The 25554-nt window shown below is 63.8% G+C and carries 25 protein-coding genes; 14 read left to right on the top strand and 11 right to left on the bottom strand.

Annotated elements, in window-relative coordinates:
- Together D0Y96_RS10055 and D0Y96_RS10050 are read right to left on the bottom strand one after the other, a co-directional pair.
- On the bottom strand, positions 1-792 hold the full coding sequence (locus D0Y96_RS10055; RefSeq protein ID WP_117299794.1) for an SDR family NAD(P)-dependent oxidoreductase: 792 nt from the start codon (positions 790-792) through the stop codon (positions 1-3).
- A 20-nt stretch (positions 793-812) separates the two neighbouring features.
- The gene (locus D0Y96_RS10050; RefSeq protein WP_350449028.1) at positions 813-2183 is read right to left on the bottom strand and encodes an ArnT family glycosyltransferase; all 1371 of its coding nucleotides are present in this window, start codon (positions 2181-2183) and stop codon (positions 813-815) included.
- A gap of 69 nt (positions 2184-2252) precedes the next feature.
- Between D0Y96_RS10050 and D0Y96_RS10045 the strand changes: the two genes are divergently transcribed.
- Positions 2253-3029, top strand: coding sequence for a zinc ribbon domain-containing protein (locus D0Y96_RS10045; protein ID WP_117299272.1), 777 nt, complete (start codon positions 2253-2255; stop codon positions 3027-3029).
- A complete protein-coding gene (locus D0Y96_RS10040) occupies positions 3026-3565 on the top strand; it encodes a 5' nucleotidase, NT5C type (protein WP_252263638.1) in 540 nt (179 codons plus the stop codon). The genes D0Y96_RS10045 and D0Y96_RS10040 overlap by 4 nt, the downstream gene beginning before the upstream one ends.
- Before the next feature lie 52 nt (positions 3566-3617).
- On the opposite strand, the gene D0Y96_RS10035 is transcribed toward D0Y96_RS10040, so the two are convergent.
- Entirely contained in the window at positions 3618-4406 is a 789-nt protein-coding gene (locus D0Y96_RS10035; protein ID WP_117299270.1) for a helix-turn-helix domain-containing protein, read from the bottom strand.
- Between the two features lie 160 nt (positions 4407-4566).
- On the opposite strand from D0Y96_RS10035, the gene D0Y96_RS10030 reads away from it, so the two are divergent.
- The 3 genes from D0Y96_RS10030 (at position 4567) to D0Y96_RS10020 (ending at position 7606) form a co-directional block, all read left to right on the top strand.
- Positions 4567-5484 carry a TIGR01777 family oxidoreductase gene (locus tag D0Y96_RS10030; RefSeq protein ID WP_117299269.1) on the top strand — a complete coding sequence of 306 codons (918 nt, stop codon included), beginning with the start codon at positions 4567-4569 and terminating at the stop codon, positions 5482-5484.
- 40 nt (positions 5485-5524) lie between these two features.
- Entirely contained in the window at positions 5525-6610 is a 1086-nt protein-coding gene (locus D0Y96_RS10025) for a fibronectin type III domain-containing protein (protein ID WP_147325001.1), read from the top strand.
- Between the two features lie 204 nt (positions 6611-6814).
- On the top strand, positions 6815-7606 hold the full coding sequence (locus D0Y96_RS10020; RefSeq protein ID WP_117299265.1) for a fumarylacetoacetate hydrolase family protein: 792 nt from the start codon (positions 6815-6817) through the stop codon (positions 7604-7606).
- A 22-nt stretch (positions 7607-7628) separates the two neighbouring features.
- Here the strand turns inward: D0Y96_RS10020 and D0Y96_RS10015 are convergent, their stop codons facing one another.
- Positions 7629-8318: a TetR/AcrR family transcriptional regulator gene (locus D0Y96_RS10015; protein ID WP_117299263.1), complete on the bottom strand. Its 690-nt coding sequence runs from the start codon at positions 8316-8318 to the stop codon at positions 7629-7631.
- A 93-nt stretch (positions 8319-8411) separates the two neighbouring features.
- On the opposite strand from D0Y96_RS10015, the gene D0Y96_RS10010 reads away from it, so the two are divergent.
- Positions 8412-9317 carry an aldo/keto reductase family oxidoreductase gene (locus D0Y96_RS10010; protein WP_117299261.1) on the top strand — a complete coding sequence of 302 codons (906 nt, stop codon included), beginning with the start codon at positions 8412-8414 and terminating at the stop codon, positions 9315-9317.
- Positions 9318-9624: 307 nt separating this feature from the next.
- Positions 9625-10635 (top strand): transaldolase, encoded by a 1011-nt coding sequence (locus D0Y96_RS10005; RefSeq protein WP_117299259.1) that lies wholly within the window; start codon positions 9625-9627, stop codon positions 10633-10635.
- Between the two features lie 177 nt (positions 10636-10812).
- Here D0Y96_RS10005 and D0Y96_RS10000 read toward each other — a convergent pair whose 3' ends face one another.
- Together D0Y96_RS10000 and D0Y96_RS09995 are read right to left on the bottom strand one after the other, a co-directional pair.
- Positions 10813-11649, bottom strand: a complete 837-nt coding sequence (locus D0Y96_RS10000; RefSeq protein ID WP_117299257.1) for an Mrp/NBP35 family ATP-binding protein — start codon at positions 11647-11649, stop codon at positions 10813-10815.
- A 98-nt stretch (positions 11650-11747) separates the two neighbouring features.
- Entirely contained in the window at positions 11748-12296 is a 549-nt protein-coding gene (locus tag D0Y96_RS09995) for an acyl-CoA thioesterase (protein WP_117299255.1), read from the bottom strand.
- 269 nt (positions 12297-12565) lie between these two features.
- On the opposite strand from D0Y96_RS09995, the gene D0Y96_RS09990 reads away from it, so the two are divergent.
- The 6 genes from D0Y96_RS09990 (at position 12566) to polA (ending at position 20020) form a co-directional block, all read left to right on the top strand.
- Positions 12566-13069: a GNAT family N-acetyltransferase gene (locus tag D0Y96_RS09990; RefSeq protein ID WP_117299253.1), complete on the top strand. Its 504-nt coding sequence runs from the start codon at positions 12566-12568 to the stop codon at positions 13067-13069.
- 36 nt (positions 13070-13105) lie between these two features.
- Positions 13106-13423 carry a tetratricopeptide repeat protein gene (locus tag D0Y96_RS09985; RefSeq protein ID WP_117299251.1) on the top strand — a complete coding sequence of 106 codons (318 nt, stop codon included), beginning with the start codon at positions 13106-13108 and terminating at the stop codon, positions 13421-13423.
- A 134-nt stretch (positions 13424-13557) separates the two neighbouring features.
- Entirely contained in the window at positions 13558-14163 is a 606-nt protein-coding gene (locus D0Y96_RS09980; protein ID WP_117299249.1) for an LON peptidase substrate-binding domain-containing protein, read from the top strand.
- 137 nt (positions 14164-14300) lie between these two features.
- Positions 14301-15815 (top strand): magnesium chelatase ATPase subunit I, encoded by a 1515-nt coding sequence (locus D0Y96_RS09975; RefSeq protein WP_117299247.1) that lies wholly within the window; start codon positions 14301-14303, stop codon positions 15813-15815.
- A gap of 26 nt (positions 15816-15841) precedes the next feature.
- Positions 15842-17077 carry a vWA domain-containing protein gene (locus D0Y96_RS09970; protein WP_117299245.1) on the top strand — a complete coding sequence of 412 codons (1236 nt, stop codon included), beginning with the start codon at positions 15842-15844 and terminating at the stop codon, positions 17075-17077.
- A gap of 192 nt (positions 17078-17269) precedes the next feature.
- Entirely contained in the window at positions 17270-20020 is a 2751-nt protein-coding gene (polA, locus tag D0Y96_RS09965; protein WP_117299243.1) for a DNA polymerase I, read from the top strand.
- Positions 20021-20046: 26 nt separating this feature from the next.
- On the opposite strand, the gene glmM is transcribed toward polA, so the two are convergent.
- The 3 genes from glmM to D0Y96_RS09950 all read right to left on the bottom strand — a co-directional run bounded on the left by glmM (position 20047) and on the right by D0Y96_RS09950 (position 23250).
- Positions 20047-21396 carry a phosphoglucosamine mutase gene (glmM, locus tag D0Y96_RS09960; protein ID WP_117299241.1) on the bottom strand — a complete coding sequence of 450 codons (1350 nt, stop codon included), beginning with the start codon at positions 21394-21396 and terminating at the stop codon, positions 20047-20049.
- A gap of 28 nt (positions 21397-21424) precedes the next feature.
- Positions 21425-22798, bottom strand: a complete 1374-nt coding sequence (xseA, locus tag D0Y96_RS09955) for an exodeoxyribonuclease VII large subunit (RefSeq protein WP_117299239.1) — start codon at positions 22796-22798, stop codon at positions 21425-21427.
- A 227-nt stretch (positions 22799-23025) separates the two neighbouring features.
- On the bottom strand, positions 23026-23250 hold the full coding sequence (locus D0Y96_RS09950; RefSeq protein ID WP_117299237.1) for a DUF2905 domain-containing protein: 225 nt from the start codon (positions 23248-23250) through the stop codon (positions 23026-23028).
- 114 nt (positions 23251-23364) lie between these two features.
- On the opposite strand from D0Y96_RS09950, the gene D0Y96_RS09945 reads away from it, so the two are divergent.
- Positions 23365-24552, top strand: a complete 1188-nt coding sequence (locus tag D0Y96_RS09945) for a potassium channel family protein (protein ID WP_117299235.1) — start codon at positions 23365-23367, stop codon at positions 24550-24552.
- 264 nt (positions 24553-24816) lie between these two features.
- On the opposite strand, the gene D0Y96_RS09940 is transcribed toward D0Y96_RS09945, so the two are convergent.
- Together D0Y96_RS09940 and D0Y96_RS09935 are read right to left on the bottom strand one after the other, a co-directional pair.
- On the bottom strand, positions 24817-25161 hold the full coding sequence (locus D0Y96_RS09940; RefSeq protein ID WP_117299233.1) for an Hpt domain-containing protein: 345 nt from the start codon (positions 25159-25161) through the stop codon (positions 24817-24819).
- Between the two features lie 6 nt (positions 25162-25167).
- Positions 25168-25545 carry a response regulator gene (locus tag D0Y96_RS09935; protein ID WP_117299231.1) on the bottom strand — a complete coding sequence of 126 codons (378 nt, stop codon included), beginning with the start codon at positions 25543-25545 and terminating at the stop codon, positions 25168-25170.
- Positions 25546-25554 lie beyond the last annotated feature (9 nt).

The following is a 25554-nucleotide window of genomic DNA, read 5'->3' as shown; positions in this document are numbered from 1 at the left end:
TCAGCCGACCAGAACCGCTCCTCCATTTACATTGACGATCTCTCCGGTCATAAAGCCGGCAAGCGGCGTGCACAAAAACACAATCGGCCCGGCAATCTCCATAGGGTCGGCCACCCGCCCCAGCGGAATCGCCGCAAAAATCCGCTCCCGCATCGCCGGATTCCCCAGAGCCGGAGCCGACATCTCCGTCGCCACCCATCCCGGCGCAACGCAGTTCACGTAGATGCCGTGCGGCGCCAGCTCCGTCGCCAGCCCCTTCGTCATGCTGATCAGCGCGCCCTTGCTGGCCGCATAATCGGCGTGGAAGGCTTCGCCGCGCTGTCCCGCCGTCGAGCTGATCAGCACAATATGCCCGGCCGCATGCCCGGACGCAGCAGCACCCTGCCGCTTCATCTCTGCGACAGCCGCCTGCACCAGCCCGAAGACGCTGTCTAGGTTTACCGCCAGCGTCGTCTTCCACTGCGCCTCAGCCATCTCTGCAATCGGAGCATCCTTCGGTGGCCACACGCCATGATTCACCACCAGCGCGTCGATGCGGCCAAACGCATCCACCGTCTTCCCGACCAGCGCGCGACCCTCCGCCGGAGAAGACAGCTCCTGCTCGACCGCCACGCAGAACGCCCCGCCGCCGCACTCCGCAACCAGAGCCTCTGCCTGAGCCTTCGCCGAGCGGTAGTTGAAGACCACCCTGGCTCCCGCCTGGCGAAAGAGCCGCACCGTCGCCGCGCCGATCCCGCGCGACCCTCCGGTCACCAGAACCACTTTGTCTTCGAGCGCCAGCGGCAGGCTCATGCGGACTTCCCCTCCCTCGTTCAGGAACGCGCGGACGCGGCCGGCGCAGACAGCTCTGCCCTGCCGCCCCGCGAAAACCACTTAATCTTCCAGCTCTTTTCCGCCGACTGGAAGAGATACACCGCAAGAATATCCATCAGCGGCTCCAGCGGATGCCGGAAGCGCGCATGCACCGTCACCAGGTAGTAGGTCAGCGGCAGCAGCGCAAAGGCCCACGCAAACAGCCATGCTGCCGGCACACGCCGCCGCAGCGCCAGCAACAGTCCGAACAGCGCAGCCAGGCTGGTGAACTGGAAGTTGATGTTCCGTCCGTACTCGTTCAGAAACCCTTCATCGGCCGGGTGCGGCACGCTGAACCAGAAGTAGTAGACCCTCCGCAGCGACAGTCTCACAAAACGCATCGGATCGCCGAGGATGATCTTCTTCGCCATTTCGCCGCGCATCTTCGCATACGCAATCTCGCCCATCTGCTTGTACAGCCGGAACTGATCCGGCGCCTCAAACGGATGGTCATAGCCCATCAGCAGCCCGGTGGCTCCGTTACCATTGCCCAGATACAGCTCCACGCCGAAATTAGCGCGTATGGGAATGAACTTATGGAAGGCTAGCCAGTTGCGATACGCCCACGGCGCCAGGCACGCCGCAAAGACGCACGTGGCCAGCACCGCGCTGAAAAACTGACGCCTCCACGCCTGTCGCTTCGAGAATGGAGTTCCAAAAAGAACCCACAACCCGCACACCGGCAGAAACAGCAGCAGCGACGGATTGCTCAGCGCGATCAGTCCCCACAGCAGTCCGAACGCCGCCCAGCGCGGCGCGGTCGCAGTCTTTCCCGCATCTTCAGGCGGCCCGCCCACATTCCGCATGCGCAGCGCCAGCACCAGCACCCAGGCAAACAGCCAGGTGGTGAGCGTCATCTCCCACACCCACTTCACCGCATACTGCATCGCCGCCGGGTAAAGCGCCCACAGCCACGCCGACCACAGCGCAATCTTCCGGTTGAAGCACCGCGCGCCAATCTCCCAGATAAACGGCACCGTGAACGCCGAGAGCACGCAGTTGAAGGCCAGAATCACCCACGCGGCCAGATTTGTGTACACGCCGAAGAACCTGAAGTCCGCCGCCAGCGCCAGCGGATACAGCGGAGGCACCCACGCCGTCGGTCCACTATGACCGTGAAACGGATCGGCATAGCCATATCCCGTCACCAGAGCGCGCGCAATCCGGCCCATCTCATAACCGAAGGGAAAGTGCTGATCCCATGTGCGCAGGTGATAGGTGTGCGCAAAGGTCATGTAAGCAAGACGGACAAGCAGGGCGGCCCAGAAGGCGGCCCAGGGAGCGCGAAAAGATCGCCTGTCCTGCGGATCGTCAGGCTGGTTTGAGGTCACAATCCGATTCTATCCGGTGCCACCTCAGCCTCCGCTCCTCGCAAAGCTGCTAGACTTCCTCTTTCCACAATGAATGCCGATCTCGAAGCTCTCATCCCACTCCAGGAGGCCGACCAGCAGATTGCGCAGTTGCGTACGGCCATCGCCGCTCTGCCTGCCCACCTGGCCGCGCTTGAAGAAAAGCTGCGCTCTCAAAAGGCTGCGCTCGAAGCCGCCGAAAAATCGCTGAAGGACGAGGAAGCCCGCCGTCGCCGTCTCGAAAGCGATATCAAGGACCATCAGCAGAAGATCGCGAAGTTCCGCGATCAGCTCAGCGGCGTCAAAACCAACGAGCAGTTCCAGGCCCTCCAGCATGAAATCGGCTTCGCTCAGGCCGAGATCCGCAAAATCGAAGACGTCGAGATCGAAAGCATGGAGCGCTCCGAAGCCCTCGAAGCCCGCCGGCACGAGGCGCAGCTTGATCTCGCCGGACACACAAAGCTCGTCGAGCGCGAAAAGGAAGAGGCGCGGGGCGCGTCCCTGCAGCAGCAGCAGCAGATGGAGACCCTGACGCAGCAGCGCGAGCAGCTTCGCGCGCGTGTCGGCGAAGCCACGCTCGCCACCTATGACCGTGTCGCGCGGGGCCGCGGCACCGGCCTGGCGCGGGCCCAGGGCCAGCGCTGCACCGCCTGCCAGATGTTTCAGCGCCCGCAGATGTGGAATCAGATTCGCAACGGCGAGATGCTCATCTGCGAGAGCTGTGGCCGCATCCTCTGGTTCGATCCCGCCATGGAGCCGGCCGAGCCCGAGCCCATCGAGCCGGAGAAGCCGAAGCGCTCCCGCTCTTCCCGTAAAGAGGAGCTATGAAGCGGATCGCCATCGACATGGACGAAGTGCTCGCCGACACCCTCGCCGAGCACATCGCCCGCTATAACCGCGATCACAATGAGGCCGTCACCCTCGCCGATCTGAAAGGCAAGTGGCTGTGGGATATAGTCTCCGCCGACCGCCACGAGCGCCTCGAAGGCTACCTCCGCTCCGAGGACTTCTTCGAGGATCTGCCCGTCATCGAAGACAGCCAGCGCGTTCTCCGCACCCTCGGCGAACACTACGAGATCTTCATCGCGACCGCGGCCATGGAGTTTCCCAACTCCTTCGGCCCTAAGTATCGCTGGCTGCGCCGCCACTTTCCCTTCCTCGATCCCCATCGCTTCATCTTCTGCGGCGACAAGAGCATCCTCAGCGCCGACTACCTGATCGACGACCAGCCCCGCCAGCTCTGCCGCTTTCGCGGCGAAGGCATTCTCTTCTCTGCGCCGCACAACTTCGGCGTATCCGGCTACCGCCGCATCGACAACTGGCGTCAGGCCGAAGAGCTGTTCCTGAGCGAAATCGACAAATAGAAAACGCACCGGCGCATAGAACCGGTGCGTTGATCAGCAAAAAAGCGCGTGTCTACGGCAGCCGCGAGTGTGCCGGGCGCGGCTGCAGCGGCGGATGAAGCGCTGCTGCGGCGCTGGCGCCCGTTGCCGGCCCCGTCTGCACCGGCTCCTGCGGCAAAGCGGCCGGCCGGCTCAGCGGAGCGCCCAGAGGACGCAGATTCACCACCGGCTGCGGCGCATGCTGCTGGTGCATCGTAACGATCAGCGCCACCGCGGGAGCCTTGCCCTCGCAGCGGTAGGAGTGCGGCGTGCTGGCGTCAAAATAAACGCTGTCACCCGGCTCCAGCATGCTCTTCTTCTCCCCGTGCTGAATCTCCAGCTCGCCTTCCAGCAGGTAGAGAAATTCGTATCCCGGATGCACGTGCGGCCGTATCTCCTGCGCCTTCTTCTGGGGCAGAAACTCCGCATAGTAGGGATCGAGCGAGCGGTCCGGCACCATGTATCCCAGGCTCTCGAAGTAGTACGTGGGGTCGCTGACGCCCGTCTGGGGCAGGCGGACCCGCTCATTCTTCTTGTGAACGCGGAAGAGCGCGTGCGGCTCAGGCTCGAAAAACCAGGAGAGGTCCTTGCTGAAGACCATGGCGATGCGCGCCAGGTTCCGCAGCGTCGGCACCACCCGGCCGGTCTCGAGCTGGGAGAGAAAGCTCGCCGACAGGCCCGTATGCCGCCCCAGTTCCACCAGACCCATCGATCTCTTCAGGCGAAGACGCTTGATGCGCTCCCCGATCCGTTTTTCCGCAATAAACGCTTCGGCGCTTGCCGGATCAACCTGCAGACCGGAATCACTGTTCTTCGTTTCCATATCGAGCTCCCCCCGGTACCGCTGCCTTCCCGCCGATGCTGCTGGTTCTAAGATGGTTAAAACCGCGGAAAGTATTTCTCAGGCAGAATAACTTTTAGACCGCTAAAAATCTGTCACCGTTTGAAAGACTTTGGTCGCTGAATTGTAAGATTCTCGACACATGACTCCGCCATTCGACTTTCCCGGCCGAGTACTCCTCAGCGGTGCCTCCGGCGTCATCGGCTCTTCCTTCGTACGAGCCGCCCCCTCGCATCGGATTCATACCTTCCCTCTCGTCCGCCGTAAACCACTCAAAGAAAACGAGATCGAGTGGAACCCCCAAAGCTCCGATCCTGTTGCCGATCCCTCCCGCCTCGAAGCCATCGACGCCGTCCTCCATCTTTCCGGCGCTAATGTAGCCGCGCACCGGTGGACAAAGCAATACCGCGAAGAGATATTCCACAGCAGAGTGGATTCAACCAGGCACCTGGTCCGCCTGCTGCAAACCCTGAAAAACCCTCCCCGTCTGCTCCTCTGCGCCTCCGCTACCGGCCTCTACGGCAGCCGCGGCGAGGAAATCCTGAACGAAGACAGCGCGCCCGGCCACGGCTTTCTCGCCGAGACCTGCCAGGCCTGGGAGGCCGCTGCCCATGAGGCCCGGCAGGCCGGCATCCGTGTCGTGAGCCTCCGCTTCGGCATCGTCCTGGCGCATGACGGCGCCCTGGCCAAAATGCTTCCCGCATTCCGTCTCGGCCTCGGTGCCAGACTCGGCAACGGCCGCCAGTGGATGAGCTGGATCACCCTTACCGATCTGCTCAGCGCTCTCTTTCACATCCTGCGCGACGACTCGATCGCCGGTCCCGTCAACCTCACCGCCCCGCAGCCGGTCACCAATGCTGAATTCACCCGCGCCCTCGGCCGCGCCCTGCATCGGCCCGCCATTCTCGCCGCGCCGGCCTTCGCGCTGCGCCTCGCGCTCGGCGGCATGGCCGAAGAGGGTCTGCTCGCCTCGACGCGCGTCCTTCCCGCCCGACTTCTCCGCGCGGGATTCACCTTCGAGGCTCCCGATATCGCCACCGCCCTGGCAGACCTTCTCTGAACCCTCTCCGCTGCGCTCCCTCTGCTACGCTGAGTGTGGCATGCGCGTTTTCCTTCGAGTTGTGGCGTCGATCGCGGCCACAGCACCCATTCTCCTGGCTGGTTGCGGTCTGGCCGCCGCGCCGCAGCCCCCCAGTCTCAAGCTGCCCGAGCCGGTCACCAACCTCACCGCCGTCCGAACCGGAAGCAGCGTGGTCCTGCACTGGACCATGCCCCGCCGCACCACCGACCGCGTCACTCTCGTCGGCGGTCAGCGCGTGCACATCTGCCGCCGTGTTGAAACAGCCCCCTGCCAGAGCGCCGGCGACATCCTCGCCATGCCCGGCAAACCGGCGGAATTCACCGATACTTTGCCTGCGGATCTCACCACCGGCTCCCCGCGCCTGCTCAGCTATGTCCTTGAGCTGCGGAACCATGCCGGCAAAACCGCGGGCCCCTCCAATTCCGCCTTCCTGGCCGCGGGCCAGGCTCCGTCTTCTGTCGCCGGCCTTAGGGCCGAGGCACGCGTCGACGGCGTCGTCCTCCACTGGCAGAAGGCCGCCGTCACCGGCGGCACCGTTCTCAGAATCCACCGCATCCTGATCACTCCGCCGAAGGCGCCAAAGCCCTCCGAAGTCTCCGGAACGCCCCCGCCCGAGGAGCAGACCCTCGAAGTCGACCTGACCGCCGGCGATCCCGGCATCGCCCTCGATCGCGGAGCCGCCCTCGACCACCTCTGGCGATACACCGCCGAGCGCGTGCAGAAGCAGACCCTCGAAACGCATGCCGTCGAGACCTCCGGAGAGCCCGGCGGCCCCGTCACCCTCGATGCGAAGGACATCTTCCCGCCCGCCGTACCCCAGGGCCTCGTCGCCGTGGCCGACGAACAGGGCAAAGCCATCGACCTCTCCTGGGCGCCCGACACCGAGCCCGATCTCGCCGGATACGCCATCTATCGCCGCGAGCTCTCCGGCACTTCCCCCGCCTCACCCAGCCGACATCCCGTCGCCGCTCCCTCTTTTCACGACGCCGCCGTGCAGCCGGGCACCCGCTATGCCTGGTCCGTCAGCGCCCTCGACAAAGACGGAAACGAAAGCCCCCGCTCGCCCGAGGTGGAAGAAGAGCTTCCGTCACAGCCGCAGCCGTAAAAAAGTCGGGAGTGCCTCAGTTTGAAAGGCAGGGATTTCAGAGGATGCCGGAAAATCCTGTTTTGTATCAGGGTACGACTTCAGTCGTGCCGTAGAGAGCCGAAAACGGTCGGGCTTCAGCCCCTGAGGAATGACCCGGGCAAACTGAGACACTACACCGTAAAATCACACATGCCTGAATAACAGACCAGGATCGAACAAGCCATGAGATATTGCCGTTTTCAGACCGAGGCCGGATCGCAGTATGGCGCGGTCGCCGGACGCGATGGAGAGCTGTGGATCGAAAGCCTCCTGCCGCCCTTTGAAGAGGACCGCCGGACGACGCCATTCCCCGCGGCGTTCCATCCCCTGCCGCTCAGCGAGGCCCGGCTGCTCGCTCCCGTCCTTCCCTCAAAGCTCGTCTGCATCGGCCGCAACTACCGCGACCACGCCGCGGAGCTGGGCAACGAAGTTCCCAAAGAGCCGCTGCTCTTCCTCAAGCCGCCATCCTCCGTCATCGCGCCCGGCGAGGCCATCCGCATTCCGTCCCTCTCGAAGCGCGTCGACTTCGAGGGCGAGCTCGCCGTCGTCATCGGCAGACGGGCCAGCCGCATCGGCCCCGATGAAGACGTGCGCGGCTACATTCGCGGCTACACCATCGTCAACGACGTCACCGCGCGCGATCTGCAGAAATCCGACGGCCAGTGGTCGCGTGCCAAGGGCTTCGACACCTTCTGCCCTATGGGCCCGATCGTCACCGATGAAATCGATCCCGAAGCGGGAGTCGCCGTCGAAACCCTTCTGAACGGCGAGGTGAAGCAGCACGGCACCACCCTCGATCTCATCTTTCCCATCGCCGTCCTTCTGCGCCATATCACGGCAGCCATGACCCTGATGCCCGGCGATGTCATCCCCACCGGAACCCCCGCCGGCGTCGGCCCCATGCAGCCCGGCGACCGCGTAAAGGTGCGGATCGAGGGAATCGGGGCGCTCGAAAACCCCGTCATCTCTGCCTGAAAAACGCCGCGTCCCGTGATCGTCAGGAAGCGGCTGCTCCTGACGCGGACACATGTGGGGAGGGCTGCGTATACCGGGCGCGATCTTTCGTGCAGGCGCGAAGATACGCGCGCGCCAGGAACACCAGCTCATCGCGCAGCTTCTCGTAATCCTCTTCCGGCGATGCAGACTCGAGCAGCCTCCTGCTCACCCCGGCCATGGTCGCCTGCAGCATAGCGGCCACCATCTGCGGCTCTGATGTCAGCTCGTCCTTCGCCGTGGCAAGCATGGCAACGATCGCGCGATTGGCCTTCATTCCCATCTCACGCGAAATCCTTGCGCCATCCACGTCCGAGCTGACCGCATACAGCGCGACGCTGGTCTTCGGGTCTCGCATCTTCGCTTCCAGAAACCCCGTCACCAGCGCCGTCGCCATCGTCTCCAGCGAAGAGCCGGCCTGCTCGCGGCATACCGTCTCCATAGCCGACACAATCTCATCCATGTGCCGCTGCAGTGCCGCCCGCAGCAACGCGCTCTTGTTCGGGAAGTACTGGTACAGCGTGCCGACCGAGACTCCGGCCCGGGCGGCGACGCGCGTGGTCGTCAGCCGCTCCCTGCCCGCCTTCAGCAAAACCTGAATCGTTGCCTTCAGAACCGCCTCCACGCTCGCGGCGGAACGAGCCTGCACCGGCGATTTTCGCGGCTCCAGCGTGCTTTGCGATCGCTTCTGCAAATGCGAACTCCCAACCTGAAGCTTCCTTCATCTAATGGACTGATTGTAAGCTCCGGGTCACAGCGTATATACCGTCATCTTCAGAGGAGAACCATGTCAGAGCAATCCCATTCCGGAGGGACATTTTCCCTGCCCGGCACCTCCCTCACCGTAAACCGCATGGGTTACGGCGCCATGCAGCTCGCCGGGCAGGATGGCAGCAGGCGCGTCTGGGGCCCTCCGCGCGATATCCCCGGCGCCATAGCCGTTCTGCGCGAAGCCATCGCCTCCGGCGTGAACCACATCGACACCAGTGACTTCTACGGCCCGCACGTCACCAACCAGCTCATCCGGCAGGCGCTCCACCCCTATCCCGGCAATCTCGTTATCGTGACCAAGGTCGGCGCGCGCCGCGGCAGCGATGGCTCATGGCTCCACGCCCGCTCGCGCCAGGATGTAATCGACGCCGTGCATGACAACCTGCGCAACCTGGGCCTCGACGCGCTCCATGTCGTCAATCTCCGCCTGGGCGGCTTCGCCGAGCCCGACGACGAGCCCCTCGAAGAGCCGCTCACCGCGCTGGCCGAGCTGAAGCAGCAGGGACTGGTGCAGCACATCGGCCTCAGCACCGTCTCTCCGAAACAGCTCGCCGAAGCCCAGGCCATCACCGGGATCGTCTGCATCCAGAACTTCTATAACGTAGCCCAGCGCGGCGACGACGGATTCATCGACTCCCTGGCGGCCCAGGGCATCGCGTATGTGCCGTACTTCCCGCTGGGAGGCTTCTCGCCGCTGCAGTCGTCGAAGCTGGATGAAGTGGCCGCGTCACTCGGCGCTGCCCCCATGCAGGTCGCGCTTGCATGGCTCCTGCACCGGTCGCCGAATATCCTGCTCATCCCCGGCACATCGTCGGTCGCGCATCTCCGCGAGAACCTCAAAGCCGCGGCGCTCGAGCTGCCCGGCGAGGCCCTCGACGCGCTCGACAGCATCGGCGCTGCGGCCGTTGAACAGCCGCGATAAAAGAAGCAGTACGGGGAGGGCCGCTCAGGCTCTCCCTCTACCGACGGAGAATACCGGCGCAACCACTTTCCTCTCCTCGCAAAATCCTCAAAAGCAAAACCTTCAAAACAAGGATGCGCTCCCTTTCGCCCGCCCCGGGCATCCTAAGGAAAAGAGAAAGTGCTTTATCCTGAATCTGTTCAGGCGAATTTCACAGAGCGGCGCCGGATTTCCCCGGCAGCCCGCGCCGGACGGATGGATAATAAGAAGGACAGGGTCACGGATTGCTTCCGGAGATCGGACTCCGGGGACCACAAGGAGAAAAACGATGGCGAAGAGTTTGCTCGAACAGTTGCGCGAAATGACGACCGTGGTCGCGGACACCGGTGATATCGATGCGATCGAGAAGGTCCGGCCGCAGGATGCAACCACAAATCCCTCGCTGATCACCACGGCAGCGCAGATGCCGCAGTACAGCCAGATCGTCGATGACGTGCTGCTCGACGCGAAAAAGAAGCTCGGCGACGACGCGAAGGACACCGATGTCGCAAAGCTTGCCTTTGAGAATCTGGCCGTCGCCTTCGGGAAGAAGATTCTGGCCATCATCCCCGGCCGCGTCTCCACCGAGGTCGATGCCCGCCTGTCCTTTGACACCGAAGCCACGATGAAGCAGGCGCGGGCAATCATTAAGAAGTATGAGGATGCCGGCATCTCGCGCGAGCGCATTCTCATCAAGATCGCTTCCACCTGGCAGGGCATCCGCGCCGCCGAAAAGCTCGAGCAGGAAGGCATCCACTGCAACCTGACGCTGCTCTTCGGCCTGCATCAGGCCATCGCCTGCGCTGAAGCGAAGGTCACGCTCATCTCGCCCTTCGTCGGCCGCATCCTCGACTGGTACAAGAAGGACACCGGCAAGGACTACCAGGGCGCGGACGATCCCGGCGTGCAGTCCGTCACCCGCATCTACAACTACTTCAAAAAGTTCGGTCACAAGACGGTGGTCATGGGCGCCAGCTTCCGCAACACCGGCGAAATCATTGAGCTCGCCGGCTGCGATCTGCTGACCATCTCCCCGCACCTGCTCGGTGAGCTCGACTCCACCGAGGCCGACCTGCCCCGCAGGCTCGATCCCGAAAAGGCGAAGACGCTGGAGATCGAAAAGCTCACCATCGACGAAGAAACCTTCAACAAAATGCATGCCGCCGACCGCATGGCGCATGACAAGCTGAAGGAAGGCATCGAGGGCTTCAGCGCTGCTCTCGAAAACCTCGAGAAGCTGCTGGCAAAGCGCCTCTCAGAGCTCGAAGCGGGTTCTCCGAAGCCGGTCGGCGCACACTAAAGCTACCTCCCCACCCACGAAAAAAGAGGCAGCCGCTCGCGGTTGCCTCTTTTTATGCTTTTCGGATGCCCCATATCCGTGTTTTCGGACATGGGAATATCGCCTCAAACCTTGTCATTCCGAGCGAAGCCGAGGGATTTACTTTTCTCATCCCCGGCCGCTTCTATGCAGCAGACCCTAGCTGATCTCGAAGACGTTCTCCGCCTTCGCCGACTCCGCCTTCGCCAGCTCCGCCACCTGCCGGGCAATCGCATACAGCGGCGCCGCGCGTTCGGAGTCAGGCCCGGCCAGCGCAACCGGCAGTCCATGATCCCCGCCGTGGCGAATCTCCGGATCAAGCTCCACCGAGCCCAGAAAGGGAATGCTGAACTGCTTCGCCGTGCGCTCCGCTCCGCCCTTTGAGAAAATATCGATCTCCTGATGGCAGTGCGGGCAGGTGAAGTGGCTCATGTTCTCGACCATGCCCAGAACCTTCACATTCACCTGATGAAACATCTCCAGAGCCTTGCGCGCGTCCTGCAGCGACACGTCCGAGGGTGTCGACACCACCACCGCTCCGGTCAGCGGAACCGTCTGCACCAGCGAGATCACCACGTCGCCCGTACCCGGCGGCAGATCGATCAGCAGAAAGTCCAGCTCGCCCCACTCCACCTGCTGCAGAAACTGGCGGATGATCTGGTGCAGCATCGGCCCGCGCATCACCATCGGCTTGTCGCCCGGCGACAGAAAGCCCACCGAGATCACCTTCACGCCGTGAGCCACATTCGGCTCGATCTGGTTGCTGGCCAGCACGCGCGGCTGCTGGCTGCTGCCCAGCATCAGCGGCACATTCGGCCCGTAGATATCCGCGTCGATCAGCCCCACGCGATACCCCAGCTTCGCCAGCGATACCGCCAGATTCACGGCAATCGTGGTCTTTCCCACTCCGCCCTTGCCCGATCCGACCGCGACAATGTTCGCGACGCCCGGCAGTGCCGCCGGCCCCTGTGGTGCGTGTGCATGTCCGTGTGCCATACCCAGAATCCTTTACCTACCGGTTAAAAAATATCTTCCGCTGCACAGTGCAGCTCTCACTGTTCTGTACTCACTGTTCGGTGCTCACCGCGCGGTTCTCAGACACGCCCCGGCCTTACCGAACCCTGCACCGCGACCTCATTCGGCCTCGATGCGCGCTTCCTGCGCAGCTCCTCCTGGCGCAGCTCTCTCCTGCGTCCCGCATCGTCATAACGGCGCTGCTCTTCCTCGCTCTGCGGCTTCAGCTGCGGCACCGGAACCCGCCGTCCCTGCGAATCCACCGCCACAAACGTCAGGTACGCCGAGCCCACATGCCGATGCATCCCGGCGATCGTGTTCTCGACCCATACCTTCACGCCCACCTCCATCGAGGTGTGAAAGGCGCGGTTGAGCGACGACTTCAGAATCAGCAGATCGCCCACGTGTACCGGCGCGATAAAGTCGATGTGGTCCATCGACGCCGTCACCACATGCGTTCTCGCATGCCGGTACGCGGCCATCGCGCCCACAAGGTCGATGAAATGCATGAGACGCCCTCCCAGCAGATTGCCGAGGGTGTTCGTGTCGTTGGGCAGAATCAGCTCGGTCATCTCCGACTGCGACTCCGCCACGGAGCGCGTCGGAAGCGGGGGGCTGGAAAACTCCATGCCTGGGCTCACTTTCCTGATCTCTTCTTTTAGTGTGGTCGGTCGTCCACATTTTCGCAACCTCCACCCTCGGGTCGTGGGTCAGTTTGAATCGCTTTGTATCAGGGCGCGGCTTCAGCCGTGCCGTAAGAGGTTCGAATAAAGTGCGCTTCAGCCGCTGAGGTATGGTTTGTTCTCTCGGCATTTCAAACTGACCCGCGACCGGCCCTGGCTCGCCTGGTGATCCCGCGGTCTGCGCGCGCTATAGTCAGAAGATCCGCAATACATCGATGCCCGTCATCCGGCCCATCACCCTCGACGATGCAGCAGCTTACCGCGCCGTCCGGCTCGAGGCTCTGCAGGACTCGCCCAGCGCCTTCGGCAGCACCTGGACGCGCGAATCTCAGTTCACCGATGAGGAATGGCTGCAGCGCGCCCGCAACATGAGCGGTTCTCGCGGCATCGGCTATCTGAGCATGGACAACGGCGTTCCCTGCGGCATCGCCGGAGCCTTCTTCGACGAGCAGGACCCGCTGACGATGCACATCGTCTCCGTGTGGGTGGCGCCCGCATACCGCCGCACCGGAGTCGCGCGCGATCTTCTCGATGCCATTCTGCTCCAGGCCCGCGCCCGCGGCGTGCGGCATCTGCTGCTGATGGTCACCAGCAGCAATGCGGGCGCCCTCGCGTTTTACCAAAGCTGCGGCTTCACCTTCACTGGCCGCACCGAGCCTTATCCTAACGATCCGGCGCTCATCGAATACGAAATGTCCCGTCCCGTCACTGCGGGCTGAAGCCCCACCGGCCCGCGCCTGAGCGACAATATTCGTATGGACAAAGTTGCAATGCTCAGCGAGATCCTCGGGCAGGACCCGCAGAACGCCTTCGCCCGCTACGGGCTCGCCATGGAGTACGCCGGCCGCGGCGAGGTCGAGGCCTCCCTCCAGGAATTTGCCCGTCTGCTCGCCGGCCATCCCGATTACACCGCCGGATATTTCATGGCGGCGCAGACTCTGGCCAAAGCCGGCCGCAATCAGGAAGCGAAAGCCCGCCTCGCCGAAGGCATCGCCAGCGCGCGCCGCACCGGCAATCAGCACGCGCTCAGCGAAATGCAGGCCATGCTCGACGAGCTGGAGCTGCAGGGCTGAAGGCGCACGATGAATACCGCGTATCGTCCTGAAAAGACTCTGTCAGTACATCAAAACCACCTTGCCGCCGGCCTGTTCGGATCGGCTACCGAAGCGCATAATCACAAGACGCTGGCGAATCTCATGGCGAGACGATGAAGATCCCCCTGTTTCCTCTGGATGTCGTCCTGTTTCCCGGTGCCGCGCTGCCGCTGCACATCTTCGAGGAGCGGTACAAGGAGATGATCGGCGAGTGCCTCCGTCTGGAAACGGCCTTCGGCGTCGTGCGCGCGCAGCGCGAGGGGCTTGCCGTCACCGGCTGCGCGGCAAAAATCCTCCGCGTGCAGCGCCGTTATTCTGACGGACGCATGGACATCCTCTGCGAAGGGCAGGAGCGCTTCGAGATCGAAATGCTCGACAACGACCGCGCCTTTCTTCAGGCTGAAGTCGATTTCTTTGAAGACGATGGCGAGCCCTCCACCCGCTCCGCGCGCGAGGAGTGCGCCGCGCTGCACTTTGAAGCGCTTGAGCTGGCCGGTCTTGAAACATCCGTCATGCACCTCGATCTCAGCTCGCCCGTCGCCTTTCAGCTCGCGGCCTGTCTGCCCTCCGATCTCGGCTTTAAGCAGCAGCTGCTCAGCTGCCGCTCCGACGCCGACCGGACTGCAAAGCTGCGGGACTTCTATCACGCCGTGCTTCCCGGCCTCCGTACCGGGGCCCGCGCCGCAAAGGTCTCCGGCGGCAATGGACGCGTCATGTAATCTTCTTCCGCGCTGCAAAGGCTCTCCCGCTGTGCTGAAGCCGAAGAGCAGTCCGGATCATCAGATGTATCAAAGGGCGCTGGCCCTCAACTACACTTTCAGTAACGCATCTTCGGAATTTCTCTCAGGAGCACTCGATGGCCACTCGCCACCTGCCCCGGACGCTCGGTGAACTTCGCAGCAGCAACGACTTCGCAGAGACGCGCCTGCGCACGCGCACCATCAAGGACGAGATGCGGGAAAACCTCATCGAGCGGCTGAAATCGCGCGCGTCCATCTTCCCCGGCATCATCGGCTATGAAGACACGGTCGTGCCGCAGATCGTCAACGCCGTCCTCTCCCGGCAGAACTTTATTCTGCTCGGCCTGCGCGGCCAGGCAAAGAGCCGCATTCTGCGCGCGCTCACCGCTCTGCTCGACGAGCAGATCCCCTTCGTCGCCGGATGCGAGATTCGCGACAACCCCTATCTGCCGCTCTGCCGCCGCTGCCGCGACCTCATCGTCGAGCAGGGCGACGCAACCTCCATCGGCTGGCTCGGCCGCGAAGAGCGCTACATCGAAAAGCTGGCCACGCCCGACGTGACCGTGGCCGATCTCATCGGCGATCTCGACCCCATCAAGGCGGCCCGCGGCGGGCACGATCTCGCCAGCGAGCTGACCATCCACTACGGTCTTCTTCCCCGCGCCAATCGCGGCATCTTCGCCGTCAACGAGTTGCCCGACCTCGCCGGAAAGATCCAGGTTGCGCTCTTCAACATCATGCAGGAAGGCGACGTGCAGATTAAGGGCTACCCCGTTCGCCTCGAGCTCGATGTCGCGCTCGTCTTCAGCGCCAACCCCGAGGACTACACCGCCCGCGGCAAGATCGTAACCCCGCTCAAGGACCGCATCGGCTCCGAGATTCGCACGCACTATCCTGAGACCCTCGACGAAGGCATCGCCATCACCCGCCAGGAGGCATGGACCGAGCGCGGCCTCGGCCGACTCGACGTGCCGCAGTATCTGCGCGAAACCGTCGAGCAGATCGCCTTCACCGCGCGTGAGGACAAAAAGGTCGACAAGCGCAGCGGCGTCAGCCAGCGCCTGCCCATCTCCACCATGGAGCTCGTCCTCTCGAACGCCGAGCGCCGCGCGCTGCTGCACCGCGAATCGCTCGTCGCGCCGCGTATCGGCGACGTCTACACCGCGCTCCCTGGCATCACCGGCAAGCTCGAGCTCGAGTACGAAGGCGAGATGAAGGGCTCCGACTCCGTCGTGAAGGAGATCGTGCGCAACGCCATCGGCAAAATCTTCGACAAATACTTTGATGGCGTGAACACACAGCAGATCGAGCAGTGGTTCAACCTCGGCGGCTCGGTAAAAATCTCCGACGATCAGCCCGCCAAAGCCACGTTCAGCGAGCTGAAGCAGATTCAGGGGTTCTTCGACAAGCTCGCGCCGCTCGGAATCAAAACCTCCGACGCGCCGGAGAAGATCGTCGCCGCTTCCGAGTTTCTGCTCGAGGGCATGTGCGCGCATCGCCGCATCAGCCGCAACGAAGAGCGCGGCTTCGCAGCGCAGCGCCGGCAGCAGGAGCGCCAGGAGCACGCCGAGCCCGAGCGCGAATACGAGGAGTGGCAGTCGCGTCGCTCACGGCGCGGCGGCCTGAACTAATGGCTAAGGGCTAATGGCTGGTTCTTATGAAGCGCGTTCGCTATACCAAATTCAACGGTGATCTGAGCAGCGACATCAGCATGGAAGACCTGCTGCAGGCGCTCTCCGACTATCTGCTCGACTCCGGCTACCGCGACCCCTTCATGCAGTTTTCCGAACTCGATCACAATCTCGACGATCTCCGCGATGCCCTCGAACAGGCCCTCGAATCCGGCGAGCTCTTCGATCAGCGTCTGCAGGAAAAGATCGATGAAATGGCCGCCGATGGCCGCCTCGACGATCTGATCGAAAAGCTCGTCGATCGCATGGAGCAGGAAAACTATATCGCCACGCAGCGCTCGCAGGACCCCTCGCGCTCCGCGCGCACCTCCGGCCAGGCCGGCGAAGGACAGGAACAGGTCCGCTTCGAGGTCACCGACAAAAGCCTCGATTTTCTTGGCTATAAAACCCTGCGCGAGCTGCTCGGCTCGCTCGGCAAATCGAGCCTCGGCCGCCACGACACCCGTCACGAAGCCACCGGCGTCGAAGCCAGCGGCGGCTCGCGTCTCTACGAGTTCGGCGACACGCTCAACCTCGACGCCGCGGCAACGCTCTCCTCCGCCATCGCGCGTGAAGGCCTCACCCTCCCGCTCAACATCGAGTACAACGACCTGCAGGTGCATCAGTGCGACTATCAAAGCTCCTGCGCCACCGTCGTCATGCTCGACTGCTCGCACTCCATGATCCTCTACGGCGAAGACCGCTTCACGCCCGCCAAGCGCGTCGCCATGGCGCTCTCGCATCTCATCCGCACGCAGTACCCCGGCGACTCGCTCTCGCTCGTGCTCTTTCACGACTCCGCCGAGGAGATCCCCGTCTCGCAGCTTCCCCGCGTCAAAGTCGGACCGCACTACACCAACACCCGCGAAGGCCTTCGCGTCGCGCAGCGCATTCTCCGCCGCCAGCGCAAGGACATGAAGCAGATCGTCATGATCACCGACGGCAAGCCCTCCGCTCTCACGCTCAATGACGGCCGCATCTACAAAAACGCCTTCGGCCTCGACCCGCTGGTCGTCAGCGAAACCCTCGAAGAGGTCTCGCGCTGCCGCCGTCAGGACATCATGATCAACACCTTCATGCTGGCCTCCGACTATGGACTGGTGCAGTTCGTGCAGCGCGTCACCCAGATGTGCCGCGGCAAGGCTTACTTCACCACTCCGCAGACCCTCGGAGAGTATCTGCTCCTCGACTACATGCAGCGCCGCACCCGCACCATCCATTGATAGCCGTATCGCATAGAACGAACACGGATGGATGGATGAATAAACAGGTTGATGAAAAACTCAATTGTCATCCCGAGCGAAGTCGAGGGATCTGCTTTTCCTCCGCACTGGCCTGAAAGCTGCGCGGTGGTCGATACAGTCTGAAGCGCCTGCCGTTTCGCGCAGCCACGCAACGCAGTAGACTCTTCTACGATGCCGTCCGCTACCTCCGCCAGGCCGCCCGTCTTTCTTCTCGACTCCATGTCCTTCATCTTCCGCGCCTACCATGCCATGCAGCGGCAGCGGCCCATGTCCACGCGCAGCGGCGTGCCCACCGCGGCCACCTATGTCTTCGTGAACATGATCAACAAGCTGCGCCGCGACTTCTCCCCGGAGTACTTCGCCGCAGTCTTCGACGTCAGCACGCCTGTCTTCCGCGATGTCCGCGCAAAAGAGATCACGCTCCGCAAATACAATGTGAAGACGCAGGCCTTTGAAGAGGTCGAGTACGGCGGCTACAAAGCCAACCGTACCGAGATGCCCTCCGACCTCGTCCAGCAGCTTCCCTACATCCGCCGCGCGCTCGAGGCCTTCCGCATCCCCATCCTCCAGGCCGAGGGCTTTGAGGCCGACGACGTCATCGGCACGCTCGCCACGCAGGCCGCAAATGCCGGCCACCCGGTCTTCGTCGTCTCGAACGACAAGGACATGCTCCAGCTCGTCACCGACGAGGTGAAGGTGCTCAACCCCGTCAAAGACAACCTCGTCCTCGATCGCGCAAAGGTCGAAGAGACGCTGGGTGTCCCGCCCGAGCGCGTCATCGACGTCATGGCTCTGCGCGGCGACTCCATCGACAATATCCCCGGCGCTCCCGGCATCGGCGACAAAGGATCGGTCGAGCTCATTCAGCAGTACGGCAGCCTCGACGCGCTGCTCGAGCGCGCCGGCGAGGTCAAACGCAAGACGTATCGCGAGTCGCTCGAGAACAATCGCGACACCATCCTCGTCAGCAAAGAGCTCGTCACCATCCACCGCGAAGTCCCTCTCGCGCTCGACCTCGAGGCCATGCGCACGCAGCCGCCCGATACCGCCGCCTGCCGCGAGCTCTTCACCGAGCTCGAATTCACCACCCTGCTCAAAGAGCTCGCTCCCTCCGAAACCGCGCGCGAAATCGACTACATCCTCGATCCCACCAGCGAGGAGATCCTCGAGTTCGCTGTCGCAGCGCGCCGGCACGGCTTCTCTCTCGCCGTCGAGGCAGCCGGCCAGGCCGCCGAGCAGACCGGCGAGCCGGAATCCGAATCGCCGGAAGAAAAGGAGCCGGAGCAGCAGACCCTGTCGCTGCTCGATGCCGTCGAAGCCGCCGAACAGGCCTCGGCACAGGCCGCCCGCGAACCCATGCTCGGTCTCGCCTCCGGCAGCGGACCGGCTCTGCTCGCGCCGCTGCATCTCGTCCGTCCGCTTCTTGAAGATGCCGCGATCCCCAAACACGTCCACGATCTCAAAGGCGTTCTCCGCGCACTGGAGCAGCACGGCATCACGCTGCGCGGCGCCGGCGACGACGTGATGCTCTACTCCTGCCTCATCAATCCCACGCACACCTCGCATCGCCTCTCCGACGTCGCAGCCCGCTTCAGCCACCATCCGCTGCGCGAGACGGGCGCAAAGCAGCTGCCCGAGGCCGCGCACTCCATCGAAGGCCTCACGCCGGTTCTGCGCGCCGACATCGAAAAGATGGACGCGCTCCGCGCCTATGAAGAGATCGATCTCCCTCTCGTTCCCATCCTTCTCTCTATGGAAAAGGCCGGTGTGCGCATCGATCTCACCGTCCTCGGCAGCATGGCCGAGCGCCTCGGCAGCGAGATGCGCCGCGTCAGCGAGCATATATACGAGCGCTCCGGCCAGCGCTTCAACATCAACTCGCCAAAACAGCTCGGCGATGTGCTCTTCAACAAAATGAACCTGCCGAAGCCTCTGAAGTACGGCAAGGGCAAAGTCATCTCCACCGCGCAGGACGTGCTCGAAGAGCTCGCCGAACACAACGAGGTGCCGCGCCTCGTGCTCGAATTCCGCCAGCTCGCCAAGCTCAAATCCAACTATGTCGACACGCTTCCCCTGCTTGCCGACAAAGACGCGCGCGTGCACACGACCTTCAACCAGGTGGGCGCCGTCACCGGCCGCCTCTCGTCCACCAATCCCAACCTGCAGAACATCCCCATCAAGACCGAGCTGGGCCGCGAGATCCGCGCCGCCTTCATCGCCGCGCCCGGCCGCGTGCTGCTCTCCGCCGACTACTCGCAGATCGAGCTGCGCCTGCTCGCGCACTTCTCCGGAGACCCGCTGCTCGTTCATGCCTATCGCACCGGGCAGGACATCCACACCCTCACGGCATCAGAGGTCTTCGGCGTTCCCGCCGGCACCATGGATAAGGTGACGCGCAATCGCGCCAAGGCCGTGAACTTCGGCATCGTCTATGGCATCTCGCCCTTCGGCCTCGCCGCGCAGCTCGGCATCGAGCAGAACGAGGCGCGCCATTACATCGAGACCTATTTCTCGCGCTACCAGGGCGTGCGCGTCTACATCGACCGCGTCCTCGAAGAGACCCGCCGCGAGCAGAAGGTGCGCACTCTCTTTGGACGCACCCGTCCCATCCCCGACATTCAGAGCCGCAACGCCAACCTGCGCGGCTTCGCCGAGCGCACCGCCGTGAACACGCCGCTGCAGGGCACCGCCGCCGATCTCATCAAGCTCGCCATGATCCGCATCGACCGCATCCTCGCGCAGCGCAGACTCCAGGCCACCATGACCCTGCAGGTTCACGACGAGCTTGTCTTCGATGTTCCGGAAGATGAAATCGATGAGCTGCGCGCCATCGTGCAGCATGAGATGGAGCACGTCATCGAGCTCAGCGTTCCCCTCGTCGCCGACGTCGGCGTGGGACCGAACTGGCGCGATCTGGAATAGCGCGGCCGCCACGCAGGCCGCCAGGGTTATACGCCGATCGCTTCGCGAATCGCTCCCGCAATGCGGTTGGCATGGCGCCGCATCGCCTCTTCCGACTCCGCTTCGATCATCACCCGCGCCAGCGCCTCGGTGCCCGAATAGCGCACCACCACGCGGCCGTTGCCGTTCAGCTGCTCTTCCGCCTCATGAATCGAATCGGCCACCGGGCCAATCTCCTCGAGCGGCTTCTTCTCCCGCACGTGCACGTTGACAATCACCTGCGGAAAGACCTTCAGATCCCCGATCAGCTCATGCAGCGGTCTGCCCGCGCGCCGCACGATGTCCAGAATCACCAGCGCCGTCAGCAGCCCGTCACCCGTCGTCGCCAGGTGCGGAAAGAGAATATGCCCCGACTGCTCGCCGCCCAGCGACGCATTCTCCTGCTGCATCCGCTCCAGCACATACTTGTCACCCACCGGCGCGCGCAGCATGCGAACACCATCGCGTCGCAGCGCCGCCTCCAGGCCCATATTTGACATCGTCGTCGCCACCACAATCGAATTCCGCAGCAGCCCGCGCGCCTTCATATCGCGCGCCGCCAGCAGCATAATGGCATCGCCGTTCACCACATTGCCGCGGGCATCGGCAAAGAGCGCCCGGTCCGCGTCACCGTCGAAGGTCACGCCGATATCGGCGCCCAGCGCCTTCGTCTCCGCCGCCACCACCTTCGGATGCAGCGCGCCGCACTCGGCGTTGATGTTGCGCCCGTCCGGCGCCGTATGGGTCAGGTGAATGCGCCCGCCGAGCTGCGCAAACAGCTCCGGAGCAATCGCCGAAGCCGCTCCGTTCGCGCAGTCCAGAACCACCATCAATCCGTTCAGATCCAGCCCCGGCACCGCCTCGCGCAGAAACGCCTCATACTCGGCGCGATACTGCGGTGCCACCGCGGGCGCCGCCAGTGCCGCAGCATCCGGCGCGGCAATACTGCCCAGCCTGCGGAAGATCTCCTCTTCGATCCCCAGCTCCGTCTCGTCCGGCAGTTTGTAACCGTCGCCGCCAAAGACTTTGATCCCGTTGTCCTGCCAGGGATTGTGCGAAGCCGAGATCACCACGCCCGCCGAGAATCTGTGCCTCCTCGCCAGAAAAGCCACCGCCGGCGTCGTGATCACTCCGGCATTTTCAACCGCCGCTCCGCCTTCTTTCAGTCCCGCCGAGAGCACGGCTGCAATCCATGCGCTCGATTCGCGTGTATCCATGCCCAGCAGAACCCGGGGCCGATGCCCCTGCCCGTTCACATGGTGCGCCAGCGCCAGCCCGGTGGCGTATATCGTTTTTGGATCAAGGGGAAATTCACCCGCCGTGGCGCGGATGCCATCTGTACCGAAGAGTTTTCTCATAGTCCTTCTGTTGCTTCCTGCGCAGCCCTTACAGCTTCTCGTCCCTGTAAACACCGGTTATCCGGCTTTCGACTCGCCCCTCCGCAAGCCTCGTCCGGATCAGTTGTCCTTCCCCGACCTGAGACGCATCTCTGATCAGAGCACCCGCTTCATCAAACACCAGAGCATATCCGCGATTCAGAATCGACAGCGGCGACAGCGAGTGCAGATGCCGCTCCCGCATCTCCTGCCGGACACGGCATCCGGCCAGATAGCTTCGCTGTGCCCGCGTCAGCGCCGCTTCCAGCACCGTGAACCGCTCCTGAGCAAGACGCAGCCGGTGCGCCACATCCTGCCGCTCCAGCCTCGCCGTAACCACCTGCAGCCGGTCGGCCGCATCGCGGCCTGTCACCCGCCACGCCGTCTCCGCCCGCGCCGTCAGTTCGTCCACGCGCTGCTGGCGGCGATGCAGCGCATCCGCGGCCCGCCTCAGAATCCCCTCCACCGGCACCCGCATCAGCGCATCGCGCGCCTGCAGCAGCCGGTACCGGCACGCTCTCTGCAAACGGCTCGACAGATCGCCGACATGCTCTTCCACGCGATGCTGCGCCGCCGTAATCAGCTCCGCTGCCGCCGACGGAGTTGGCGCGCGCAGGTCCGCGACAAAATCGGCAATCGTGAAATCCGTCTCGTGCCCAACCGCGGAAACCACCGGCAGCTCCGAGGCGGCAATCGCCTCGGCCACCACTTCGCTGTTGAACGCCGCCAGGTCTTCCGCCGACCCGCCGCCGCGCGCGATCACCACCACGTCCACTTCTCGCGTCTTATTGAACCAGGCAATGCCCGCGGCAATCTCCGCCGCCGCGGCCTCGCCCTGCACCAGCGCCGGATACAGCAACACCTGCAGCGCCGCGTGCCGTCTGCCCGCGATATTCAGAAAGTCCCGAATCACCGCGCCCGTCGGCGAGGTCACCATGCCGACGCACCGCGGAAAGGCCGGCAGCGGCTTCTTCCGCTCCGCGTCGAACAGCCCGCGAGCCGCCAGCCGCGCCTTGAGCTGCTCGAAGGCCAGCTGCAGCGATCCGGCACCCACCGGCTCCAGCGTCTCGGCCACCAGCTGCATCTGCCCGCGCTGCTCGTAGACGGAAACCCTGCCCCGCAGCAGAACATGCAGCCCGTCCGCCGGGCGAAAGCGTAACAGCGACGCCTGCCGCCGGAAGAGCACTGCCGGAAGCTGCGCCTCGCCGTCCTTCAGCGTGAAATAAATGTGCCCCGACGGCGCCGGGCGCAGACCCGAGATCTCACCCTCCACCCAGATATCGCCGTATTCGCGCTCCATGCGCGCGCGCACTTCGCCCACCAGTTCGCCCACCTGCCAGATACGCCGGGCAGCGGCCACCGGTGCTTCGAACGACAGGCCCATCTGTGCGCCGGAATCTCCGGACTCACCTGATCCGGACGAATGCGATACAGAATGACGCGATACAGGGGTCACAAAGAGTGAGTGTACACCGGCCTGGCCTTCCCGCCGCCGCTCGCTGTCTCGGTAGTGGGGCAGCTAAATGGTTTTGTATCAGGGCACGGCTTCAGCCGTGCCGTAAAAGGTTCAGAATAAGCGCGGCTTCAGCCGCTGAGAGACCCACTCACCCGCTATCTCCTCAGCCGCGACAGAATGTAGAACACCAGCGACAGCACCACGCTCAGCAGAATGCACGTGCCCAGCGGGAAATAGACCGAAACATGCCGGCCGCGGTACGAAAGATCCCCCGGCAGCCTGCCGAAGGGGATGCCCATCCGGCCCAGCAGCACAATCGCCGCGCCCGCCGCCGCCAGCAGCAGGCCCAGTCCGATCAGCATCCGGCCCAGCCCGTTCATACTCCCGGCTCGTTCATACTTTCAGTGTAAGACCCTTGCCGCTCAGCCCGGCGGCATTGACGGCATCTGTCCTTTCCTGCTCTTCTGGCGAAGAGCGAACGCAGGAAAGTCCCCATGAGCATCCCAGGTCTGATTGCCGGAATTCTTCTCATCCTGTATGCGCTGCTCGACGCCTTTCAGACAGTGATTCTCCCGCGCCGGGCGACGGGACGCTTCCGGCTTACGCGCATCTTCTATATCGTCACGTGGATGCCGTGGTCGTGGCTCGTCAGCCGGGTGCGCGATACGCGCAAGCGCGAAACGCTCTTCAGCATCTATGGGCCGCTCTCTCTGGTGGCGCTGATCGTCATCTGGGCAGGCGCGCTGGTCTTCGGCTTCGGGCTCATCTTTCACGCGCTGGGTTCGCCCTTTGTCGATCCGCTGGGACAGAACGCCAACCCGGACAGTGCATGGCATACGGATTTCTACGTCAGCGGAACGACGATCTTCACCCTCGGTCTCGGCGACGTGGTCCCGCACACGATCGTGGTGCGCAGCCTGATCGTGCTCGAAGCAGGGATGGGCCTGGGCTTTGTCGCACTCGTGATCGGATACTTTCCCGTGCTGTACGGTGCCTTCTCACGGCGCGAGGTCGCCATCTCACTTCTCGACGCCCGCGCCGGCTCGCCGCCCACGGCCGCGGAGCTGCTGAAGCGGCACGCCTTTGAAGGCGGGAACAGCGCGCTGACGCTGCTGCTCGAAGAGTGGGAGCGCTGGTCCGCCGAGCTGATGGAGAGCCATATCTCCTACCCGCTGCTCTGCTACTTCCGCTCTCAGCACTCCAATCAGAGCTGGCTCGGCGGCCTCACCGCCGTGCTCGACACCTGCGCCCTGCTCATCGCCAGCGTGCAGGAGCATCCCGCTCGCCAGGCACAGCTCACCTTCGCCATGGCACGGCACGCGCTGGTGGATCTGTCGCAGATCTTCTCCCTGGCGCCGGTGCAGGAGCGGAATGACCGGCTGCCGGCGGCGGACTTTCAGCGCCTCCAGGACCGGCTGTGCGGATACGGCGTGCCCCTCTGCCGCGACGAAAAATCGCAGGCGCGCCTTGTGCAGATGCGTCAGCTTTATGAAGGCCACGCCGAGGCGCTGAGCCGCTTTCTGTGCATGCCGTTGCCGCCCTTCATCACCGACCATCCGCACAAGGACAACTGGCTCTCGGTCGCAAAGCTCCGCGCCGAAACCGAAGCCGTCGCAAATGGCCAGCCGCCCGCCGATGCCTCGGCCATTCTGCTGCACGACGACGATACGCACGTCTTTTGAACCGGGCCATCCGCTGCAGCATTTTCGATTCCGCAGGAGGAAGGCAACAAATCTCAACCCTTGTCATCCCGAGCGAAGCGCAACCGGGGTTCCCGGCGCGCGCGGTCTTCGTGTGCCTGGGTGGAGAAGCAAAGTCGAGGGATCTGCATTTTCTTCTCTTCGAAGAATCCCCACGTGCCCATCCTTTGTGCTGATTCTGGCGCGAAGGATGAGAAAGAAGCGATCCACACAAGCCTGTCCTGAGGGCGAAGCAAAAATGCCGGCTCACTCAACGATCTGCGCATCTCTGGCGGCAATCGCCGCGGCCAGCGCTTCGATACGCTCCGCCAGAGCGCTCAGCTCCGCAACGGATAACGCGGCCTCACCCGCCAGCCGCGCCTCGATCTCAGACGCCAGCTCGCTGCCGCGCGGTAAGCCGAAGACGCCCAGCACGCCGGCCAGCTTGTGCGCCGCGCCGTGCCCGCTGCGGCGCGCTTCCCCGTCGGACGGATGCGCCGCAAGGCGCCTCTGCGCCGCGCGAAGCGCCTCCATCCGCTCCTGAATCGTCGCCTGGCTGGCCTCCCACAGTGCCTGCAGCTTCGCTGCCAGCTGCGCCTTCACATCGGCCATCGCGCTCTAATCCTTCCAGCCCACGGCTTCGGCAATCTGCCCGGCCAGCGTCATCGGATCGAACGGCTTGAACAGCACCCCGGCCACGCCCAGATCCGAAAACCGCTTCTTGTCCGCCGCCTGCACCTTGGCCGTCAACAGCACCACCGGAATCCCCGCCGTCTCCGGATTCTTCTGCAGCTCCTGAAAGGTCGTCGGCCCGTCCATCCCCGGCATCATCACGTCCAGCAGAATGGCGTCCGGCCTTTCCACGGCGGCTCGGGCGATCCCGTTCGCGCCCGAGGTCGCCATCATCACGTCCCAGCCCGCCACCGTCTCCAGGCTCATTGCGGCAACCTGCCGGATATCTTCCTCGTCGTCGATGATCAGAATGCGGTGCGCCATGCTCTCCTC

The sequence above is a fragment of the Paracidobacterium acidisoli genome, assembly GCF_003428625.2.
GTDB classification, from domain to species: Bacteria; Acidobacteriota; Terriglobia; order Terriglobales; family Acidobacteriaceae; genus Paracidobacterium; species Paracidobacterium acidisoli.
Note: the sequence above shows the minus strand (reverse complement) of the source record. Positions and strands in the feature narration are given on the sequence as shown.

Excerpts from the sequence above, each read along its gene's own strand:
- D0Y96_RS09980 (WP_117299249.1), top strand. The coding sequence starts at position 13,558 with ATGAAGATCCCCCTGTTTCCTCTGGATGTCGTCCTGTTTCCCGGTGCC.
- D0Y96_RS10025 (WP_147325001.1), top strand. The coding sequence starts at position 5,525 with ATGCGCGTTTTCCTTCGAGTTGTGGCGTCGATCGCGGCCACAGCACCC.
- D0Y96_RS09970 (WP_117299245.1), top strand. The coding sequence starts at position 15,842 with ATGAAGCGCGTTCGCTATACCAAATTCAACGGTGATCTGAGCAGCGAC.
- polA (WP_117299243.1), top strand. The coding sequence starts at position 17,270 with ATGCCGTCCGCTACCTCCGCCAGGCCGCCCGTCTTTCTTCTCGACTCC.
- glmM (WP_117299241.1), bottom strand. The coding sequence starts at position 21,396 with ATGAGAAAACTCTTCGGTACAGATGGCATCCGCGCCACGGCGGGTGAA.
- D0Y96_RS10045 (WP_117299272.1), top strand. The coding sequence starts at position 2,253 with ATGAATGCCGATCTCGAAGCTCTCATCCCACTCCAGGAGGCCGACCAG.
- D0Y96_RS09935 (WP_117299231.1), bottom strand. The coding sequence starts at position 25,545 with ATGGCGCACCGCATTCTGATCATCGACGACGAGGAAGATATCCGGCAG.
- D0Y96_RS10035 (WP_117299270.1), bottom strand. The coding sequence starts at position 4,406 with ATGGAAACGAAGAACAGTGATTCCGGTCTGCAGGTTGATCCGGCAAGC.
- D0Y96_RS09995 (WP_117299255.1), bottom strand. The coding sequence starts at position 12,296 with ATGGAGTTTTCCAGCCCCCCGCTTCCGACGCGCTCCGTGGCGGAGTCG.
- D0Y96_RS09990 (WP_117299253.1), top strand. The coding sequence starts at position 12,566 with ATGCCCGTCATCCGGCCCATCACCCTCGACGATGCAGCAGCTTACCGC.
- D0Y96_RS10000 (WP_117299257.1), bottom strand. The coding sequence starts at position 11,649 with ATGGCACACGGACATGCACACGCACCACAGGGGCCGGCGGCACTGCCG.
- D0Y96_RS10020 (WP_117299265.1), top strand. The coding sequence starts at position 6,815 with ATGAGATATTGCCGTTTTCAGACCGAGGCCGGATCGCAGTATGGCGCG.
- D0Y96_RS10005 (WP_117299259.1), top strand. The coding sequence starts at position 9,625 with ATGGCGAAGAGTTTGCTCGAACAGTTGCGCGAAATGACGACCGTGGTC.
- D0Y96_RS09985 (WP_117299251.1), top strand. The coding sequence starts at position 13,106 with ATGGACAAAGTTGCAATGCTCAGCGAGATCCTCGGGCAGGACCCGCAG.
- D0Y96_RS10030 (WP_117299269.1), top strand. The coding sequence starts at position 4,567 with ATGACTCCGCCATTCGACTTTCCCGGCCGAGTACTCCTCAGCGGTGCC.
- D0Y96_RS10010 (WP_117299261.1), top strand. The coding sequence starts at position 8,412 with ATGTCAGAGCAATCCCATTCCGGAGGGACATTTTCCCTGCCCGGCACC.
- D0Y96_RS09950 (WP_117299237.1), bottom strand. The coding sequence starts at position 23,250 with ATGAACGGGCTGGGCCGGATGCTGATCGGACTGGGCCTGCTGCTGGCG.
- xseA (WP_117299239.1), bottom strand. The coding sequence starts at position 22,798 with ATGGGCCTGTCGTTCGAAGCACCGGTGGCCGCTGCCCGGCGTATCTGG.
- D0Y96_RS09945 (WP_117299235.1), top strand. The coding sequence starts at position 23,365 with ATGAGCATCCCAGGTCTGATTGCCGGAATTCTTCTCATCCTGTATGCG.
- D0Y96_RS09975 (WP_117299247.1), top strand. The coding sequence starts at position 14,301 with ATGGCCACTCGCCACCTGCCCCGGACGCTCGGTGAACTTCGCAGCAGC.
- D0Y96_RS09940 (WP_117299233.1), bottom strand. The coding sequence starts at position 25,161 with ATGGCCGATGTGAAGGCGCAGCTGGCAGCGAAGCTGCAGGCACTGTGG.
- D0Y96_RS10055 (WP_117299794.1), bottom strand. The coding sequence starts at position 792 with ATGAGCCTGCCGCTGGCGCTCGAAGACAAAGTGGTTCTGGTGACCGGA.
- D0Y96_RS10040 (WP_252263638.1), top strand. The coding sequence starts at position 3,026 with ATGAAGCGGATCGCCATCGACATGGACGAAGTGCTCGCCGACACCCTC.